Here is a 16,470-nt window from a genome sequence, read left to right as displayed (position 1 = left end):
TCCTGCCGCGAGCTACCTCCATGCTCCACGTGTTATTCAGCGTCTACCTGAAAATGCTGGTGCTCTACAGCCCGTTCTTCGTGCTGTCCTGCTTTATCAGCCTGACCCGTGGCTACTCCAGCAAAGAACGCCGGCGACTGGCCTGGAAGGTAGCGTTGGCGACCCTGGTGTCGAGTGTGCTGCTCTACCTGTTCGGCCGGGTGATTTTCAGTGTGTTCGGCATCACCGTGGATGCGTTTCGCATCGGCGCCGGCAGTGTGTTGTTTATCTCGGCCCTGGGCATGGCCCAAGGCAAGTCAGCGGTGCAGACCGACAATGTGCAGCAGGACGTGACCATCGTACCGCTGACCATTCCCCTCACCGTCGGCCCCGGCACCATCGGTGCGTTGTTGGTGATGGGCGTCAGCCAGCCGCACTGGGATGACAAGATCACCGCCATCCTCAGCATCGCCCTGGCCAGCCTCACGGTTGGCGTGGTGCTGTATCTGTCCAACCGTATCGAACGGATTCTCGGTGACCAGGGCCTGCAGATTGTCAGCAGGTTGATGGGCCTGTTTGTGTGCGCCCTTGCCGCGCAAATTATCTTTACCGGCGTACGGGGTTATCTGGTGCCTTAGATCCGGTACTTGGCAATCGCCGACTGCACCTTGTCGCCCGCACTCTCGCGCATCAATTGGATGGTTTTTTCGTTGACCACCGAGGTGTTCAGCACCAGGCAGGTCTGCCCGCTGAAGGCCTCGACCGAAGCGCTGTCCCACTCAAGGAACGGCAATCCCACCTGTTTGCTCACGCTCTGGGTGCTGTAGGTCACCAGCACCATCGTCAATTCGCCGCCCGCTTCGACACAGGACGCCAGGCCGAAATCACCGCCCTGGTGCAGCGTACTGTTGCGCCGGAACAACTCGAAGGATGCCGGTTGCTGCTTCATGGCCTCCAACGCATCGGCCGCCAGTTTCGGCAGCGCTGCGACCAATGGCCCCGAAACCGACATCGACGCCAGCATCGTGGCGATGATGTTCAGGGCCGCCAATTGCACCGACAGGCCCTTACCCGAATGTGAAACCCGCTCGAAACGGCTGCGCACCGGCAGCCAGCCCAGGCTGATCATCACCTTGATAAATTCGTCGTACCAGGCCTCGGTACCTCGCGGGGTCTTCAAGACATCACTGACGTAACTGCTGGCCAACAGGTAGCTTTTGCGGATGTATTCCCGGTTCAGGCCCGACAGCCCCTCGGCGAACGACATCACACTGTTGTTGACCACTGCCGCGTTGCAGTCGTCCCCCGTGTCGAGCGGCGGCAATGAGGGTTGCGCGCCAGGCGCCCTCGGTAATGTGTAGGCGGCAATCAACTTGCGCCGTTTTGTGTTGTTGATCCTTCTGTGATGTTGCTCCATTTTCGGTTCTCCACAAGCACCCCACATGGGGCTTACCTGCACACTAGTCCAGTGGCCGATGCGCGTTCCAGGCGACAAACATCCCTTGGCAAAACACACCTGAAACCAGCGCCCAGCAATCACACGGGACACCTGCGAGCCTTCGTTTTTTCGTCGCACAAAAAAGAAAAAGCCCCGAACAACAGCAGAGCAATCCCTGTGTTATTCGGAGCTTTCTGACAGCCAGCAGGCCATTTTCAGGAGAGGGGTTTCTCACCATACCAGCGTGGCGTATAGACCCACTCACCACCACCGGCTCGCGCGAATGTGCAAGTGGTGGACGAGCCGATCAGCACCATGGTGCGCATGTCCACCTGGTCCGGAGTGAGTTGCCCCAGGGAAGTGACACGCAAGGTCTGACCCGGTCGGCCGATATCGCGGCCCAGCACCACCGGTGTTTGCGGCGTGCGGTGCAACGCGACGATTTCCAGGGCACGGCCCAGTTGCCACGGCCGTGACCGCGAAATCGGGTTATAGAACGCCAGGGCCAGGTCGGCCTGGGACGCGAGGTCCAGGCGTTTTTCGATGATCGACCACGGCTTGAGGTTGTCCGACAGCGACATCACGCAGAAGTCATGCCCCAGCGGCGCGCCCGCCTGGGCAGCGGTGGCCAGGGAGGCCGAGACACCTGGCAGGATTTCCAGGTCGACCTGATGCCAGGCCGGATCGCTGGACTCGTGCAACGCCTCGATCACCGCCGCCGCCATGGCGAACACGCCAGGGTCACCGGACGACACCACTACCACCGAACGGCCCTGAGCGGCCAGTTCGAAGGCATGGCGTGCGCGTTGCATTTCTTCGCGGTTGTCGGTGCAGTGCTGAATCTGATCGTCGCGAAATGGCCCGGCCATGCGCACGTAGGTTTCATAGCCCAACACATCGGTGCAGCGCGCCAGTTCGGCCTTCACCGCCGGCACCATCAACTCGGCGGCGCCGGGGCCGAGGCCGATCACGGCGAGGCGGCCACGCGGGCGGCCCACCTGCGACAGGTCCAACGGCTGCTCGGCGACGTCAATCACGATGTCGGCATCCTGAGTAACGCTGGCGAAACGCAGCGGCACCGCCAATGCCGATGCGGCTTCATGCAGCGACGCCTCGGCCATCTGCGTGTCGCTGGCCAGCAGGCACGCCAGGGATTGCACGGCGATGCCTGCGTCATGCAACGCCGCTCGCACCCGCGCAGCCAACTCCACACCCGGTTTGCAGGTGACTGACACCGTCTTCGGATAGATCAGCAATTCATTGGCAGCCGGCACGCGCTCGGCGCTGCCTACGTGAATCGCCAGGCGCGCTTGCTGGTCCTGGGGCAAATTCGCTTGATCCAGCCACGGCGCCGCGCCTTCGATACGCACGCTTTCGCCGGCCAGCAGGTCGGAGACGAAGCGCTTGCCCAGCTCCAGATCCGCCAACTCATAACCGGCCGGCGGGTTGAGCAGGCAGGTGCCGAAGCGCAGTTCGCCACTGGTGGTGATCGCAGCGGCCACATCAAGTGCGGCCGCAATGTCCCGCGCCATCACGTTCACGCCACCCAGGCCGCCGAGCAGCGGCACCACGGCACTGCCGTCTTCGGCAACGGCCAGCACGGCCGGTTCTTCGCCTTTTTCCAGCAGCAGCGCAGCCAAGGTGCGGATGACGATACCGGCCGCGCACAGCGCAATCAGCGGCGTGCCGTGCTGATACAACTGACGCAGGGTGGCGCCGAAGTCGCTGTAAGCCTGGTCCGCACCGTCAACCCGCCCGGCCAAGCCGTGGATCACGGCGCCAGGGTAAACCTGCTGGATCCTGCGCGCGGTCGCCAGGCTGCCCTGGCCGAGGATGACAATCGCCGGACTCATCACCCTTGCCACCGTTCACCGGGCACGATGATCAGCGAGAAGTACGGTGACGACGACGGGTCGACCTGATCCAGCGGCACGATCTTCTGGTTGGCCATGGTGGCGCGCTCCACATACAGCGCGCGCTCGGCCAGGCCGAGTTCTTCCAACACCTGGCGCACCTTGGGGAAGTTGCGACCCAGCTTCATGATCACCGCCGCGTCGGCATCCGCCAGGCGGCGCTTGAGGTCATCGTGAGGCAACACGCCTGACAGCACCGAAAGGCTCTGGTTGCGATACACCAACGGTGCGCCAAGCACCGAAGCGCCGCCGAGCATCGAGCACACACCCGGAACAACCTGGGCTTCGTAGCGCTCGGCCAAACGGTCATGCAGGTACATGTAGGAACCGTAGAAAAACGGATCACCTTCGCAGATCACCGCCACATCGCGACCGGCGTCCAGATGCGCAGCCACGTCGACGCTGGCGGTGTCATAAAAATCGCTGATCACTTGCTCGTAGGACAGCGGCGCCGGAAGTGCCTCGGTGGTCACCGGGTACACCAGCGGCATCAGGGTCTGTTGCGCCACGAGGTGGTCCTCGATGATGCCGAAGGCGTTGCCCTTCTTGCCCTTGGCCACGAAGTACGCCACCACCGGCGATTCACGCAGCAGGCGCAGGGCCTTGAGGGTGATCAGTTCCGGGTCGCCGGGGCCCACGCCCAGACCGATCAAACGTCCGCGTGCCGGCATTATTCCACCTCCGTGGCGAGCGCATTGACCGCTGCGGCGGCCATGGCACTGCCGCCCAGGCGGCCTTGCATGATCACGAACGGCACGCCGCGGCTGTCGGCGGCCAGCATCGCCTTGGATTCAGCGGCGCCGACAAAACCCACCGGGAAACCGAGGATCAACGCCGGTTTCGGCGCGCCCGCATCGAGCATTTCCAGCAGGTAGAACAACGCGGTCGGCGCGTTGCCGATCACCACCACACTGCCTTCCAGGTGCGGGCGCCACAGCTCCAGGGCGGCAGCGGAGCGGGTATTGCCCAGCTCCCGCGCCAGTTCCGGCACGCTGTCGTCGCGCAGGGTACAGATCACCGCGTTGTTGGCCGGCAGGCGCGTGCGGGTCACGCCTTCGGAGACCATCCGCGCATCACACAGAATCGGCGCGCCAGCGGCCAGCGCATCGCGCCCGGCCTTGCCCGCACCTTCGGAAAATTGCAGGCCGTCGATGGCATCGACCATGCCGCAGGCATGAATCACCCGCACCGCGAGTTTTTCCAGATCGGCCGGGATGCGGTCCAACTTGGCTTCCGCTCGAATAATGGCGAAGGAGTTGCGATAGATCTCCTGACCGTCGCGGATGTAATCAATCATCGGTGTTGCTCCGTGGACAAGCGCGCAACAGGGCGCCCGCCGCTTCAATGGAAAGAGTGCGCGCGTGCAGCCGGCCAAAACCCGGGTGGGCTGCATCGCGAAAATAGAGGTCGTAGTGGCCTGGGCTCACCGCCAGCAGGGTGACGGGCGCGGTGTGCGCGGCGGCGCAGGAACGTGGGCAGCCTGTCAGGTGCACGCCATGCCCGGCTTGCAGCGCGGCCAGTTGCAGGGCGTCGGCCTTGGTGTCGGCCAGTGCCTTGGCGCAGCCGCTGGAGCCGGTGCAGGCAGTCAGGCGCGCCAGGGGTTGGTCGATGGAACAGAGAAAGCCCAGTTGCGCCAGGCGTTCACTCACGGCGTGAGGTTTTTCGACGTTGGGCAGCAGCACGCCTTGCCAGGGAGTGAAGCGCAAGGTGGCGTCACCGTAGTCGCGAGCGAGTTGTGCGGCGCCCCTGAGCATCGTCGGATCCAGGCGACCCAAGGGGGCGATGGCCGCGACATAGAATTGATTCTTCTGCGCCTGTGGATAAGTCCCGAGGTGCAGCAAGGCGCCACTGGGCGGGCGTTTGAAGCCGTCGACCGGCAACAGCGGCAGGCGCAGTTGGCTCAGCAAGTTATCCACAGGCAAATGGCGCATGCGTGTTTGTTCTGGGGTGGCGAGGTCGAGAAAGGCGTCCAGCACCGCCACCACCAGTGCGTGGCCCTGCTCCAATGGCACCGCTGCCAGTGGCGCATCCAGCCCCGGACAGCCGGCCAGACCGAACGCGAGCAGCGTCTCGCCATTGCGCACGAACGCCGAGAGCCACAGATCGTGATGATGTTCGAGCATCGCCAGATCCTCGCCGCCATCCAACTGCACGGCGAACTTGGCCGACAGCGCATGGAAACGCGGGTGGTTTTGCAGGGTGGCGAGGATCTGCTCGGCCAACGGGCGGGTGTCGAACAGCATCTGCGGGTCAATACCGGCGCTGGGGCTGAGCATCAGGTTGCGCACATCGTCACCGCCAGCGTTGCTCGGGCCGAGGCCTGCGGCCAGCAGCCTGGCAATCAGCGCATCCTGCCCGGCGCCGATCCCACGTATTTGCAGATTGGCGCGGTTGGTCGCCTCGATCACCCCGCCGGCATAGGCCTGGGCGGCTTCGGCCACGGCGTCGGCTTGCGCACTGGTGATCGAGCCACCGGCCAATTTGATCCGACAGATACCGCCATCCAACGCCTGGACAATACGCAGCAACCCCGGACAAGCCGAGGGGCGCAAGGTATTCAGAGTGGGCGTTGGGTTCACAGGGCTACCGGTTCACAGGTAAAGGCGCGGTATTATGCCTGCTTTGTCCGGCGGCATGAAAAGCCTGCCCGTCGGATGTCGTTCAAGGAATTGATATGTCGCCCTGGCTGACGGTTGTAGGCATCGGTGAAGACGGCTTCAAGGGCCTGGGCAGAAATGCCCGGCATGCCCTGTTGCGCGCCACGCGGATTATAGGTGCTCAGCGCCAGTTGGACCTGCTGCCGGTGTGTATTCGGGGGGAACGCCAGGTGTGGCCGAGCCCGTTTTCCCTGGAGCCGGCGCTGGCACAACGCGGCACGCCAGTGTGTGTGCTGGCCAGCGGCGACCCGATGTTCTATGGCGTGGGAGCCAGTCTGGCGCGGCAGGTGGCGGCTGAAGAACTGCTGATTTTGCCGGCACCGTCGTCGGTGTCGTTGGCGGCAGCGCGGTTGGGCTGGCCGTTGCAGGAGGTGGTGACACTGTCCGTGGTCGCCCGGCCAGTGGCGGCGATCAATGCACATCTGGCCTCGGGCGTGCGCTTATTGGTGCTGAGTAATGACGGCGGCAGCCCTGCGTTGATTGCTTCGTTGTTGGCCGAATCCGGGTTCGGGCCCAGCCGATTGACGGTATTTGAACACTTGGGCGGCGCGGATGAACGGCGCATTGACGGTTTGGCTGAAGATTGGCAACACGCCTCGGTTGCCGACTTGAACCTGGTCGCCATCGACTGCCTGGCCTCCAGCGACACACCGCGTCTGTCGCGCCTCGCGGGCTTGCCCGATTGCGCCTTCCAGCACGACGGCCAACTGACCAAGCGCGATGTACGCGCCATGACCCTCGCCCGCCTCGCCCCTATGCCCGGCGAACTGCTGTGGGACGTGGGCGCGGGCAGTGGCTCAATCGGTATCGAATGGATGCGTGCGCACCCAAGCTGCCGCGCCTTGGCGATTGAAGCAGACGAAGGCCGCCAAGGCCTGATCGAACACAACCGCGATGCCCTCGGCGTGCCCGGTTTGCAGTTGATTCGTGGCAAAGCCCCTGAGGCGTTGCATGGCCTTACCGCACCCGACGCTATCTTTATCGGCGGCGGCGTCACCCGTGAGGGCGTACTCGACACCTGCTGGCAGCACCTGCGGCCCGGTGGGCGATTGGTGGCCAACGCCGTGACCCTGCAAAGTGAAATGACCTTGATGAACTGGCGCGCTCAACATGGCGGTGAGCTGACGCGCATTCACGTAGCCCAGGCCCAGCCGTTGGGGGAGTTTGATACGTGGCGCCAGGCGTTGCCGATTACGCTGCTGGAAGTGGTCAAGCCGCTATGAAACGCATCTTGCTGCTGGGCGGCGTGACCGAAGCGCTGGCCATCGCCCGTACATTGGGCCCGGAACATATCTACAGCCTGGCCGGTGTCGGGCGGGTGCCGACCGATCTGACCTGCCAAGTGCGGGTCGGTGGTTATGGTGGCGCAGAGGGCTTGGCGCGGTTTGTCCGGGATGAGGGGATCAGCCTGATTCTCGACGCAACCCATCCGTATGCCGCGCACATCAGCCGCAATGCCGCCGAGGCAGCACAGTTGAGCGGTGTACCGTGCTGGGCATTGCGTCGCCCGGCGTGGCAGCCCCTGGCCGGGGATGATTGGCGAGAGGTCGGTGATTGGGCCGAGCTGATTGAAGCCTTGAAACCCTTCAAGCGGCCGCTGTTCACGTTGGGCCGAGAGCCGTTGCAGCACCTCGATGAAATCCCCTCCGACCAGTTCTGGACGTTGCGGGCACTTGATGAGTATCCGGGCAATGAGCGCTGTGAAGTGATCGGCGCACGTGGGCCGTTTTTGATCGAAAACGAGCGAGAGTTGTTTGAACGGCGCGGGATTGATGTGCTGATCAGCAAGAACAGCGGCAGCACGGCTACCGAGCCGAAGCTGGAAGTGGCGCGCGAGCGCGGGGTGCCGGTGCTGGTGTTGAAGCGGCCGGTGTTGGCGGCGGTGGATCGGGAGTTTACGGCAGTGCCAGCGTTGCTACAGGCAATCACCCTTTTCTAAACACCACCTATCCAATGTGGGAGCGGGCTTGCTCGCGAAGGCAGTGTGTCGGCCAAAACAGCCAGCGACTGACACACCGCTTTCGCGAGCAAGCCCGCTCCCACATTTGTACTGTGTTGCTAGCGGCTTGCGGCGGTCCCCAGCCCGACACCACTGTGCATCCGATCAGCCAGCAACTGCGCCAGCTCGATCAACTGTGCAACACCCAGCAACTCCTCTCGTTTAGGGCCTTCCAGGTCAAAGGCCAGGTCGCAACTCAGCGCATTGGCCGAGGCGAGTGTTTCGCTGAGGTTGACCAACAGATCTTCAGTGCTGATTCCATCGGCCACAGTAAATAGCCGGATGGGGGGATTTGGGGTGTGCTTGATCATTGTGAAGTTCCTTAATCTAAGTGGAGCCGCCACTGATCGCCGCGATGCGATGGGAGTGGCAGCTGTGCGCAGGTTCGCGGACCGGAGATCAAGGAAACCGGCATACCCGAAGGTATCCCGCGCACAGCCACCATAACGCCGCACAGTAGACGATAAAAAAGCGTCAACTGAAAGGAGGCAATGCTTGATCAGTCCGGGCCGCGACGCCCGACCGCTGCGTTTGCAGCGGTGTAAGGAGACTAGAGATCGAGTGTCCTAGGGGCAACCTCAAAGCCTTATAAGACGTTTCTGTTTTTCCCAATACCTAGCCGAACGGACAGTTGTTCGGCTTTGCGCCTGCCAGCACCATCTTTCTTGCGCCATTTGCGCGCCATCCCCTTTGCATAAGTCAGTGCCACGACTGTGTTTGGGCCCTCCTGTGCGGATAATAAAAAGGACGAAACATGAAAGACACCGCTACTGAAAGCCAACCATCAACTCGCCCAATCAAAGCCATCTACGACTATGCGACGCTCGGCTCGAGAACACGTATGGGCGGAGAAATTATCACTGCAAGCACCAGCCTCGAGATCCATGACTTGCGCATCGCGTGCGTCGGTGACCGAGTGCGCTACCCCGATGGCAAAGAGAGCGAAATTGTCTCGGGAGCAGGTTTCGCAGCCACCTACGAAGGTCTGCCCATCGCCATTGTCGGCAGCGCTACCGACAACGGCGACACCGTGACGAGCAGCCTGCAAAACCTGGCTCAGGTGGTGGAGTACGCGGACGGCGAGGGTATTCCTGGCCTTCTAAAGCCTGGATATCGCGTGGAGAGCCAGATGTGAGGCGCTACAACATCACCACCGGTTCAACCACCACGGTGGGTGGCAAGGTAACCAGCGGTTGTGAGGGCACCAGTTTCAACGGCGAAATGATCTCGAGGGAGGGTGACCGGGTCGCTTGTCCGGCTTGCGGCACTGAAGGCTTCATCGCGCTTACCGGCCCTCATTTGCACGAAGAGTGGAACGGCAAGCAAGCGGCACTGGAGGGTGATCTGTGCATCTGCAAATGCGATCCGCCGCCGGAGTTGATTGCCAATCAGAGTTCCAAATCTCAGGAGTTCGGTCCCCAACCTCAACGTGTCACCCCGATTGTAATGAGGCCGACTGCATCCGCCTCGCCCCCTGCGAATTATGCCGCGCCCGTTGCGTCGAATCGTGCCGCTGATGCCTGCGTTTTCGCCAAGTCCTGCGTTTCGGTACCGGCCGGTTCTACAGCTGCGGGCACCGCTCCGGAAAACGCCAAAAACTTCGGCACCACCGCCCTCATGGCTTCAACCGGTAGCACGGGCGCCGTCGGCAGGGTAGCCGGCACACTCGGCAGCGACCTCGGTGCCTGGGCTGTACGAGGCTTGGCCGGCGCCAGTTCCGCCCTCAACCTCGTGCTGCTGGCGTTCTGGCCACGGGATATCGGTGACTCAACGCTGTACACCCCGGAGCAGTTGGAGGGGATGCGTTTGGCCAGCACGCGAGTGCGTTTCCAGTTTCGCCAGGATGAGTCCGGTGAACTGCGTGTTTATGGCCTACATACCCAACCTGGCAGTGGCGCTGACCGTGTGCCGGTTGCACAAGCCCGGTGGAATGTGGACAAAAGCGCGATGGTGGCGGTGCTGGATGGCATCAGCATCACATGGACGCCGAACCATGGGCCGGTTGTCAGCGTGCCGAGCCCGTATCCCGGAACACCGGAACGCTTGGATAACGTGTTTGTTCATCCGATTGCGGTGGGGCAAGATTCGGCGATCAGTCACTATCCAGGGCGGGATGCAGAAAACATCACCTGGCAGGATACGATCATTTCGTTTCCGGCTGATTCGGGTGTGCCGCCGTTGTATTTGGTGTTTGCCAAGCCGGCGGTCAGGCCGTTGGAGGTTGATATTTATGGTGCGTTCAGTGGACGACTGCGCAACGGGTTGCACGTGGATCACATACCCTCGCAGGCAGCGATAAGACGTCATCTCGAACGCTATGCAATAAGCTTTACAGAGAAGCAGCTCAAGGAAGCGTTAAATAATGCTGCGAGCATTGCTATTCCGTCTTACATCCATCAAAAGTTTAGTGAGACTTACGGTTGGCGAAACACGGAGAAAAAGCAGACGTTAGACGCCGACAATCTTCGTCAGGCGGCAGACAGCAATTTTGATGCTATCAAGCCATACCTCCTGGATCATGGCTTCGCTGAGTCTGATCTCGAGATGGCACGCACCCGAATGCATAAGGTCAACGAAAACCAGGGGTGGTACTAGGATGGAAGCAGTAAACATTGATCGCTTGGTAAAACGCTTGGGACGCACCTACGATGATTTTGTTGCCGAGGGCTTACTTCGTGCCGGGTCAATAAAACCATTATTTGAAAACGGTCAAAACTCCCATTTCATTCATAAACCAGAGCCAGGCGTTGAGCTTTGGTTTTGGGCCGAAACCATGAGATTGGAGCGAATCGTTTTTTGCCTGATTTCACTGGCACAAGGCGAGCCCAAGTATTCCGGTGAACTGCCTGTACCCCTCACCCACTCAATGAACCAAGACAGCATCCGAAAAACGCTTGGAATGCCACACGAGTCCAAAGGACCAGTGAAATTACCGTTACCGATTGGAGCGTCAGGTGGATGGGATTCCTATCGACTCAGCTTGGTAACCCACTCAAACGCAAGGATTGCCGTGCAATATTTATCCGATAAAACCGTATGTGGTTTAGCGTTCACTTTGGTTGATATGGGCCGCGATTGAACGCGTTAACAGAAAAAGGAGTGACCCATGACTCAATTTAAAGATTTCGACATAGCCGAGCATCTGACGACTCCTGAGGACATGGCGGAGTATCTCGAAGCCTCTTTCGAAGAGGACGCCGGTGACGGAATGCTGATTCGTTCAGCGCTCAACAATATCGCCCGCGCCCAAGGCATGACCCAAATTGCTCGCGACGCCGGCCTCGGACGCGAAAGCTTATATAAAGCCCTCTCCAGCACTGGCAATCCCGAGTTCGCGACTATCATGAAAGTGATGAAAGCGTTGGGCCTCAAGCTTCACGTCACGGCGGTGTGATTCTGCTGCGACACCAAACCACACCGCCGCTTTTTACTTATCCCCCCCGATCAGGCTAAATACCCGCCTGATCGTTTAACCCTACGGATTGTCCGCCATGGCCCGTCAACGCTTTGCAATTGCCTGGATCGCCTGCCTTGCAGTGCTGTTCAACGCGTTTGCCATGCCAATGGCCGCTGCGATGCAGCAGGCCGACGACCCGGTCAAGCAACTGATGTGGGGCGGGTTCTGTTCTTCCAATGGCGCAAGCCTGAAGACGATTGCCCTGGGCAAGCTGGACATTCCGGCGCCGCAACAGGACGATCATTCCACCATGCAGCATTGCTGGTGTTGCTCGGGCTCGGCGCCTTTGGTGGCGTTGCCGGGGCATGTGCCGCAGTTGTATCTCACGCGATTTGAAGCCGTACCGCGTCAGCCACAACCCCCACTGCAAACCCCTACCCCGCGCCAGCAATGGCCGAGCCTCAACCCCCGCGCCTCTCCAACGGTCTGATCTTCTTCGCAAGTGAACTGCGTTTAGAACCGTTCTGGAGAACTGCCATGCTCAAATCTTCCCTGCTTCTGGCCGCGTTGCTGCTGCCGGTGTTCAGTGCCGCCAATGCCGAAGACTACAAGGCCGGCGACCTGCTGGTCAGCGATCCCTGGTCCCAGGAGTTGCCGCCCAATGCGCCCACCGTCGCGGCGTACTTTGTGATTCACAACACCGGGGCGACCCCGGATCGCCTGCTCAGCGTCGACACGCCCGTGGCCGACAAAGCCGAGCTGCACGAGCATGTGATGCAGGGCGATCTGATGAAGATGCAGCAAGTGCCCAGCGTTGCCGTACCGGCCAAGGGCGATCTGACCTTCGCGCCCATGGCCTACCACGTGATGCTGCTGGGCCTCAAAGACCGCAGCCTGCTGGCCGATGGCAAGCAATTCCCACTCACCCTGACCTTTGAAAAATCCGGCAAGGTCGAGGTGCAAGTGTCGGTCCAAAAAGTGCCGCCGATGGCCGCCCACGCGCATAAGCACGCCCAATAGGCCAACACTCGATGGGCGCCCCCCGCGCCAGGCTCTCTCCACATCACCGCGTGAAGCGCGGCAGTTGGATCAGCCTGTTCGCCATGCTGATGATCTTTATCGGTCCGCTGATTTCCCAAGCGATGCCGATGGATCATCACGCCGGTATGTCGATGCCGATGAGCATGTCCATGGATATGGACATGTCGGGCGACCACGGCGAATCCCATCACCCCAAAGCCCCCGACGATCATCACGCGCTCTGGGCCAAGTGCGGTTATTGCGACCTGCTGTTCAGTTGCCCCGCCCTGCCCGGCAGCCTTTCATTCGTGGCCCTCGGTACCCCGCCGCCGGCCAATGCCCTCACCCCCGCCACGCGCCTGGGCCATGCCCGGCAGAGCATCTTCCCCGGCGCCCGCAGCCGTGCGCCGCCCATCGCCTCGTAAACACCAAGCACCGTTACTTCACCCCGGCCGACTTTAGACAGACAGCCGCAGGCTGCTGGCCGTGTTGTTTACGATTGATTGATGGAATTTGTCATGTCCAGGTTTACTGCTGACTCCCGCTTGGGAAGTACTTCTGTGCTCGCTGCCCTATGCGGCGCCCTGCTCGCCCCCCACGCTCAGGCCGATGAGCACGCCGAGCATGAGCTGACGCCCACGGTGATCACCGCCATCGCGCCCAGCTCGCCGCTGACCGTGGTCACCAACCCCAAAGACCCGCGCCAACCGGTGCCCGCCAGCGACGGCGGCGACTACCTCAAGACCATCCCCGGCTTCGCCCTGGTGCGCAACGGCGGCACCAATGGCGACCCGGTACTGCGTGGCATGTTCGGCTCGCGCCTGAATATCCTCACCAACGGCAGCATGATGCTCGGCGCCTGCCCCGGCCGCATGGATGCGCCCACGTCGTATATTTCCCCGGAGACCTACGACACGCTCACCGTGATCAAAGGCCCGCAAACCGTGCTCTGGGGCCCAGGTGCCTCGGCCGGTACGATCCTGTTTGATCGCGAGCCCGAACACTTCGGTGAGTTGGGCACACGGCTCAACGCGAGCGTGCTGGCTGGCTCCAACGGGCGCTTCGACAAGGTCATCGATGCCGCCGCTGGCGGGCCGCTGGGCTATGTACGGGTAATCGGCAACCAGGCCCACGCCGATGACTACAAAGACGGCAACAACGACACCGTCGCCTCGCGCTACGACAAATGGAATGGCGACGTGGCCGTTGGCTTCACCCCGGATGCCGACACCCTGCTGGAACTCACCGCCGGCCGTGGCGACGGCGAAGCGCGTTACGCCGGGCGTGGCATGGACGGTTCGCAGTTCCTGCGCGAAAGCCTCGGGCTGCGCTTCGAGAAATCGAATATTGGCGAGGTGCTGGATAAGGTCGAGGCCCAGGTCTACTACAACTACGCCGACCACGTGATGGACAACTACAGCCTGCGCACGCCGTCGGGGACCGGGATGATGGCCGGGCCGATGGCCTCCAACGTCGACCGTCGTACCCTCGGCGCGCGCATCAAAGCCACCTGGCGCTGGGCCGATGTGCAGTTGATCAGCGGCCTGGATGCGCAGACCAACGAACACCGCCAACGCAGCAGCATGGGCATCGACACCTACAAGGATTTGCCCAAGGTCAAGGACGCCAACTTCCACAACTACGGCGTGTTCGGCGAGCTCACCTGGTACGCCGCCGAGCGTGATCGCCTGATCACCGGCGCACGCCTGGACCGCGCCTCGGCCAAGGACTTTCGCCAGACCAGCGCCACCGCCAATGAAACCCGCGCCGACACGTTGCCATCGGGCTTCATGCGCTACGAACACGACCTGGTCAACAGCCCCACCACCCTCTACGCAGGCTTGGGCCACACGCAGCGCTTCCCGGATTACTGGGAGTTGTTCTCCCCCAACACCGGCGCGGTCGGTTCGGTGAATGCCTTCGACGGCGTGAAACCGGAGAAGACCACCCAACTCGATTTCGGCGCGCAATACAAAGCCGACAACCTTGAAGCCTGGGCCTCGGGCTACATCGGCCAGGTGCGTGACTTCATCCTGTTCGACTACCGGCCAGGCATGATGGGCACTACCTCGCAGGCCCGCAACGTCGACGCTCGCATCATGGGCGGTGAACTCGGCGCGGCGTACAAGCTGACGCCAAACTGGAAGGCGGACGCCACCCTCGCCTACGCCTGGGGCAAGAACAGCAGCGACGGCAAGGCCCTGCCGCAAATGCCGCCGCTGGATGCACGTTTCGGCCTGACCTACAGCGCAGACGACTGGAGCGCCGGCGCGCTGTGGCGGGTGGTCGCCGCACAAAACCGTATCGATCAGAACAAGGGCAACGTGGTCGGCAAGGACTACGACAAGAGCGGTGGCTTTGGCGTGTTCTCGTTGAATGGCGCGTATCGCATCAACAAAAACTTCAAGGTCAGCACCGGCGTCGACAACCTGTTCGGCAAGGCCTACGCCGAGCATTTGAACCTGGCGGGCAATGCCGGCTTCGGCTACCCGGCCAGCGACCCGCAGGCCATCAAGGAGCCGGGGCGCACCCTCTGGACCAAAGTCGACATGAGCTTCTAAAAGCATCGGGGGCAAGCCCCCTTCCCACAGTTGGAATGCATTCCACATGTGGGAGGGGGCTTGCCCCCGATGGCGGCCTGACCAACGACAAAAATTTTAGCTTTGCGGAGCATCCCTGATGACCACTCAAAACGTTTCCTTCTACAACCTGGCCTGGCGCTGGCATTTCTACGCCGGCCTGTTCGTCGCCCCTTTCATGGTGCTGCTGGCCCTGACCGGCATCATCTACCTGTTCAAACCCCAACTCGACCCGCTGATGTACGGCGACCTGCTCAAAGTGCAAAGCGCCGAGCACGCACTGAGCGCCGACGAGCAGTTGCAACGTGCCCAGGCGGCCTTTCCCCAGGGCAAGATCACCAAGTACCTGCCGCCGGCCGACACCACCAGCAGCGCGCAATTCGTGATGCACGACGGCGGGCGCGAAGTCACCGTCTTCGTCGACCCCTATCGCGGCACCGTACTCGGTGAACAGGATGCAAAAAACAACCTGCAAGCCATCGCCCGCGCCCTGCACGGCGAGCTGATGATCGGCACCGTCGGAGATCGCCTGATCGAACTCGCCGCCGGTTGGGGCGTGGTGCTGGTGGTGTCGGGCCTGTACCTGTGGTGGCCGCGCGGCAAGTCGTCGGCCGGGGTGTTATGGCCACGCTTTAACAGCCGCGGCCGGGTGTTCTGGCGCGATCTGCACGCGGTAGCCGGCTTCTGGGGCGCGGCGTTTTTACTGGTGATGCTGCTCAGCGGCATGACCTGGACCGGCTTCTGGGGCAAGCAATACGCCGACCTGTGGAACACCTTCCCGGCGGCGATGTGGAACACAGTGCCGCAGTCCGATCAGCAGGCACGCGTGCTCAACACCGCGACGCAACAGACCGTGCCCTGGGCCATGGAAAACACACCGATGCCGATGTCCGGCGACCACGCCGAACACATGAACCACGGCGCCATGCACGCCGCTCCCGCCGCGCCCACGGTACGCCTGCAACAGGTGGTGGATCTGGCCACTGCACGCAACGTCGAGCCCGGCTACAGCATCACCTTCCCCACCACCGCCGAAGGCGTGTTCACCGTCGCCGTATTCGCCAACGACCCACGCAACGACGCCACCCTGCACGTGGACCAGTACACCGGCAAGGTCCTCGCCGATGTGCGCTGGGAGCACTACAGCAACGTGGCGCGGGCCACCGAGACCGGGGTGATGCTGCACGAGGGCAAGATGTTCGGCTGGGTCAACCAACTGGTCGTGCTGGTGATCTGCCTGATGATTCTGCTCAGCGCCATCAGTGGCGTGGTGATCTGGTGGAAGCGCAAGCCCCAGGGCGGCCTGGGCGTTCCGCCGTTGCGCCATGACCTGCCGAAGTGGAAAACCGGCGTGGTCATCATGCTCGGCCTGGCGCTGGTCTTCCCGCTGGTGGGGGCTTCGCTGGTGTTGGTGTGGCTGCTGGATCGGCTGGTACTGGCGCGGTTCAACCGAGCAACCGGATGGCCGCCAACCGCCTCATGAGTCAC

Annotated in this window: 18 protein-coding genes; 12 read left to right on the top strand and 6 right to left on the bottom strand. The window is 62.1% G+C overall.

What is annotated here, in order from left to right:
- Nucleotides 1-20 precede the first annotated feature (20 nt).
- Entirely contained in the window at nt 21-617 is a 597-nt protein-coding gene (locus tag EJD88_RS16770) for a MarC family protein (RefSeq protein WP_003217330.1), read from the top strand.
- On the opposite strand, the gene EJD88_RS16765 is transcribed toward EJD88_RS16770, so the two are convergent.
- The 5 genes from EJD88_RS16765 to cobG form a co-directional block, all read right to left on the bottom strand.
- Nucleotides 614-1,396 (bottom strand): hypothetical protein, encoded by a 783-nt coding sequence (locus tag EJD88_RS16765; protein WP_158878520.1) that lies wholly within the window; start codon nt 1,394-1,396, stop codon nt 614-616. The two genes, EJD88_RS16770 and EJD88_RS16765, sit on opposite strands and share 4 nt — an antisense overlap.
- A 236-nt stretch (nt 1,397-1,632) precedes the next feature.
- Entirely contained in the window at nt 1,633-3,270 is a 1,638-nt protein-coding gene (gene cobJ, locus EJD88_RS16760) for a precorrin-3B C(17)-methyltransferase (protein ID WP_158878519.1), read from the bottom strand.
- A complete protein-coding gene (locus EJD88_RS16755) occupies nt 3,270-4,001 on the bottom strand; it encodes a precorrin-2 C(20)-methyltransferase (RefSeq protein ID WP_099583612.1) in 732 nt (243 codons plus the stop codon). Before EJD88_RS16755 ends, cobJ begins: the two co-directional genes overlap by 1 nt.
- Nucleotides 4,001-4,627 (bottom strand): precorrin-8X methylmutase, encoded by a 627-nt coding sequence (locus EJD88_RS16750; RefSeq protein WP_099583613.1) that lies wholly within the window; start codon nt 4,625-4,627, stop codon nt 4,001-4,003. Before EJD88_RS16750 ends, EJD88_RS16755 begins: the two co-directional genes overlap by 1 nt.
- Entirely contained in the window at nt 4,620-5,909 is a 1,290-nt protein-coding gene (cobG, locus tag EJD88_RS16745; RefSeq protein WP_305982337.1) for a precorrin-3B synthase, read from the bottom strand. The genes EJD88_RS16750 and cobG overlap by 8 nt, the downstream gene beginning before the upstream one ends.
- A 95-nt stretch (nt 5,910-6,004) precedes the next feature.
- On the opposite strand from cobG, the gene cbiE reads away from it, so the two are divergent.
- Nucleotides 6,005-7,210, top strand: a complete 1,206-nt coding sequence (gene cbiE / locus EJD88_RS16740) for a precorrin-6y C5,15-methyltransferase (decarboxylating) subunit CbiE (RefSeq protein WP_158878518.1) — start codon at nt 6,005-6,007, stop codon at nt 7,208-7,210.
- Nucleotides 7,207-7,926: a cobalt-precorrin-6A reductase gene (locus tag EJD88_RS16735; RefSeq protein WP_158878517.1), complete on the top strand. Its 720-nt coding sequence runs from the start codon at nt 7,207-7,209 to the stop codon at nt 7,924-7,926. The genes cbiE and EJD88_RS16735 overlap by 4 nt, the downstream gene beginning before the upstream one ends.
- Nucleotides 7,927-8,045: 119 nt before the next feature.
- On the opposite strand, the gene EJD88_RS16730 is transcribed toward EJD88_RS16735, so the two are convergent.
- On the bottom strand, nt 8,046-8,297 hold the full coding sequence (locus tag EJD88_RS16730) for a DUF6124 family protein (RefSeq protein WP_158878516.1): 252 nt from the start codon (nt 8,295-8,297) through the stop codon (nt 8,046-8,048).
- A gap of 443 nt (nt 8,298-8,740) precedes the next feature.
- Between EJD88_RS16730 and EJD88_RS16725 the strand changes: the two genes are divergently transcribed.
- The 9 genes from EJD88_RS16725 to EJD88_RS16685 all read left to right on the top strand — a co-directional run bounded on the left by EJD88_RS16725 (nt 8,741) and on the right by EJD88_RS16685 (nt 16,465).
- Nucleotides 8,741-9,121: a PAAR domain-containing protein gene (locus EJD88_RS16725; RefSeq protein ID WP_178117197.1), complete on the top strand. Its 381-nt coding sequence runs from the start codon at nt 8,741-8,743 to the stop codon at nt 9,119-9,121.
- Complete coding sequence (locus EJD88_RS16720) at nt 9,118-10,581, top strand: S-type pyocin domain-containing protein (RefSeq protein WP_158878515.1); 1,464 nt, start codon at nt 9,118-9,120, stop codon at nt 10,579-10,581. The genes EJD88_RS16725 and EJD88_RS16720 overlap by 4 nt, the downstream gene beginning before the upstream one ends.
- Nucleotide 10,582: 1 nt before the next feature.
- Complete coding sequence (locus EJD88_RS16715; RefSeq protein ID WP_158878514.1) at nt 10,583-11,065, top strand: DUF6392 family protein; 483 nt, start codon at nt 10,583-10,585, stop codon at nt 11,063-11,065.
- Between the two features lie 27 nt (nt 11,066-11,092).
- On the top strand, nt 11,093-11,380 hold the full coding sequence (locus EJD88_RS16710) for an addiction module antidote protein (protein ID WP_158878513.1): 288 nt from the start codon (nt 11,093-11,095) through the stop codon (nt 11,378-11,380).
- 97 nt (nt 11,381-11,477) lie between these two features.
- A complete protein-coding gene (locus EJD88_RS16705; RefSeq protein WP_099583619.1) occupies nt 11,478-11,873 on the top strand; it encodes a DUF2946 domain-containing protein in 396 nt (131 codons plus the stop codon).
- Between the two features lie 47 nt (nt 11,874-11,920).
- Complete coding sequence (locus EJD88_RS16700) at nt 11,921-12,403, top strand: copper chaperone PCu(A)C (RefSeq protein ID WP_099583620.1); 483 nt, start codon at nt 11,921-11,923, stop codon at nt 12,401-12,403.
- Between the two features lie 11 nt (nt 12,404-12,414).
- Nucleotides 12,415-12,828, top strand: a complete 414-nt coding sequence (locus EJD88_RS16695) for a DUF2946 domain-containing protein (protein ID WP_158878512.1) — start codon at nt 12,415-12,417, stop codon at nt 12,826-12,828.
- A 93-nt stretch (nt 12,829-12,921) separates the two neighbouring features.
- Nucleotides 12,922-14,964, top strand: a complete 2,043-nt coding sequence (locus tag EJD88_RS16690) for a TonB-dependent copper receptor (RefSeq protein ID WP_158878511.1) — start codon at nt 12,922-12,924, stop codon at nt 14,962-14,964.
- 118 nt (nt 14,965-15,082) lie between these two features.
- Nucleotides 15,083-16,465 (top strand): PepSY domain-containing protein, encoded by a 1,383-nt coding sequence (locus EJD88_RS16685; protein WP_158878510.1) that lies wholly within the window; start codon nt 15,083-15,085, stop codon nt 16,463-16,465.
- Nucleotides 16,466-16,470: the final 5 nt, after the last annotated feature.

The sequence above is a fragment of the Pseudomonas sp. PB105 genome (genome assembly GCF_009764655.1).
In the GTDB taxonomy this organism is placed as follows: domain Bacteria; phylum Pseudomonadota; class Gammaproteobacteria; order Pseudomonadales; family Pseudomonadaceae; genus Aquipseudomonas; species Aquipseudomonas cyclaminis.
Note: the sequence above shows the minus strand (reverse complement) of the source record. Positions and strands in the feature narration are given on the sequence as shown.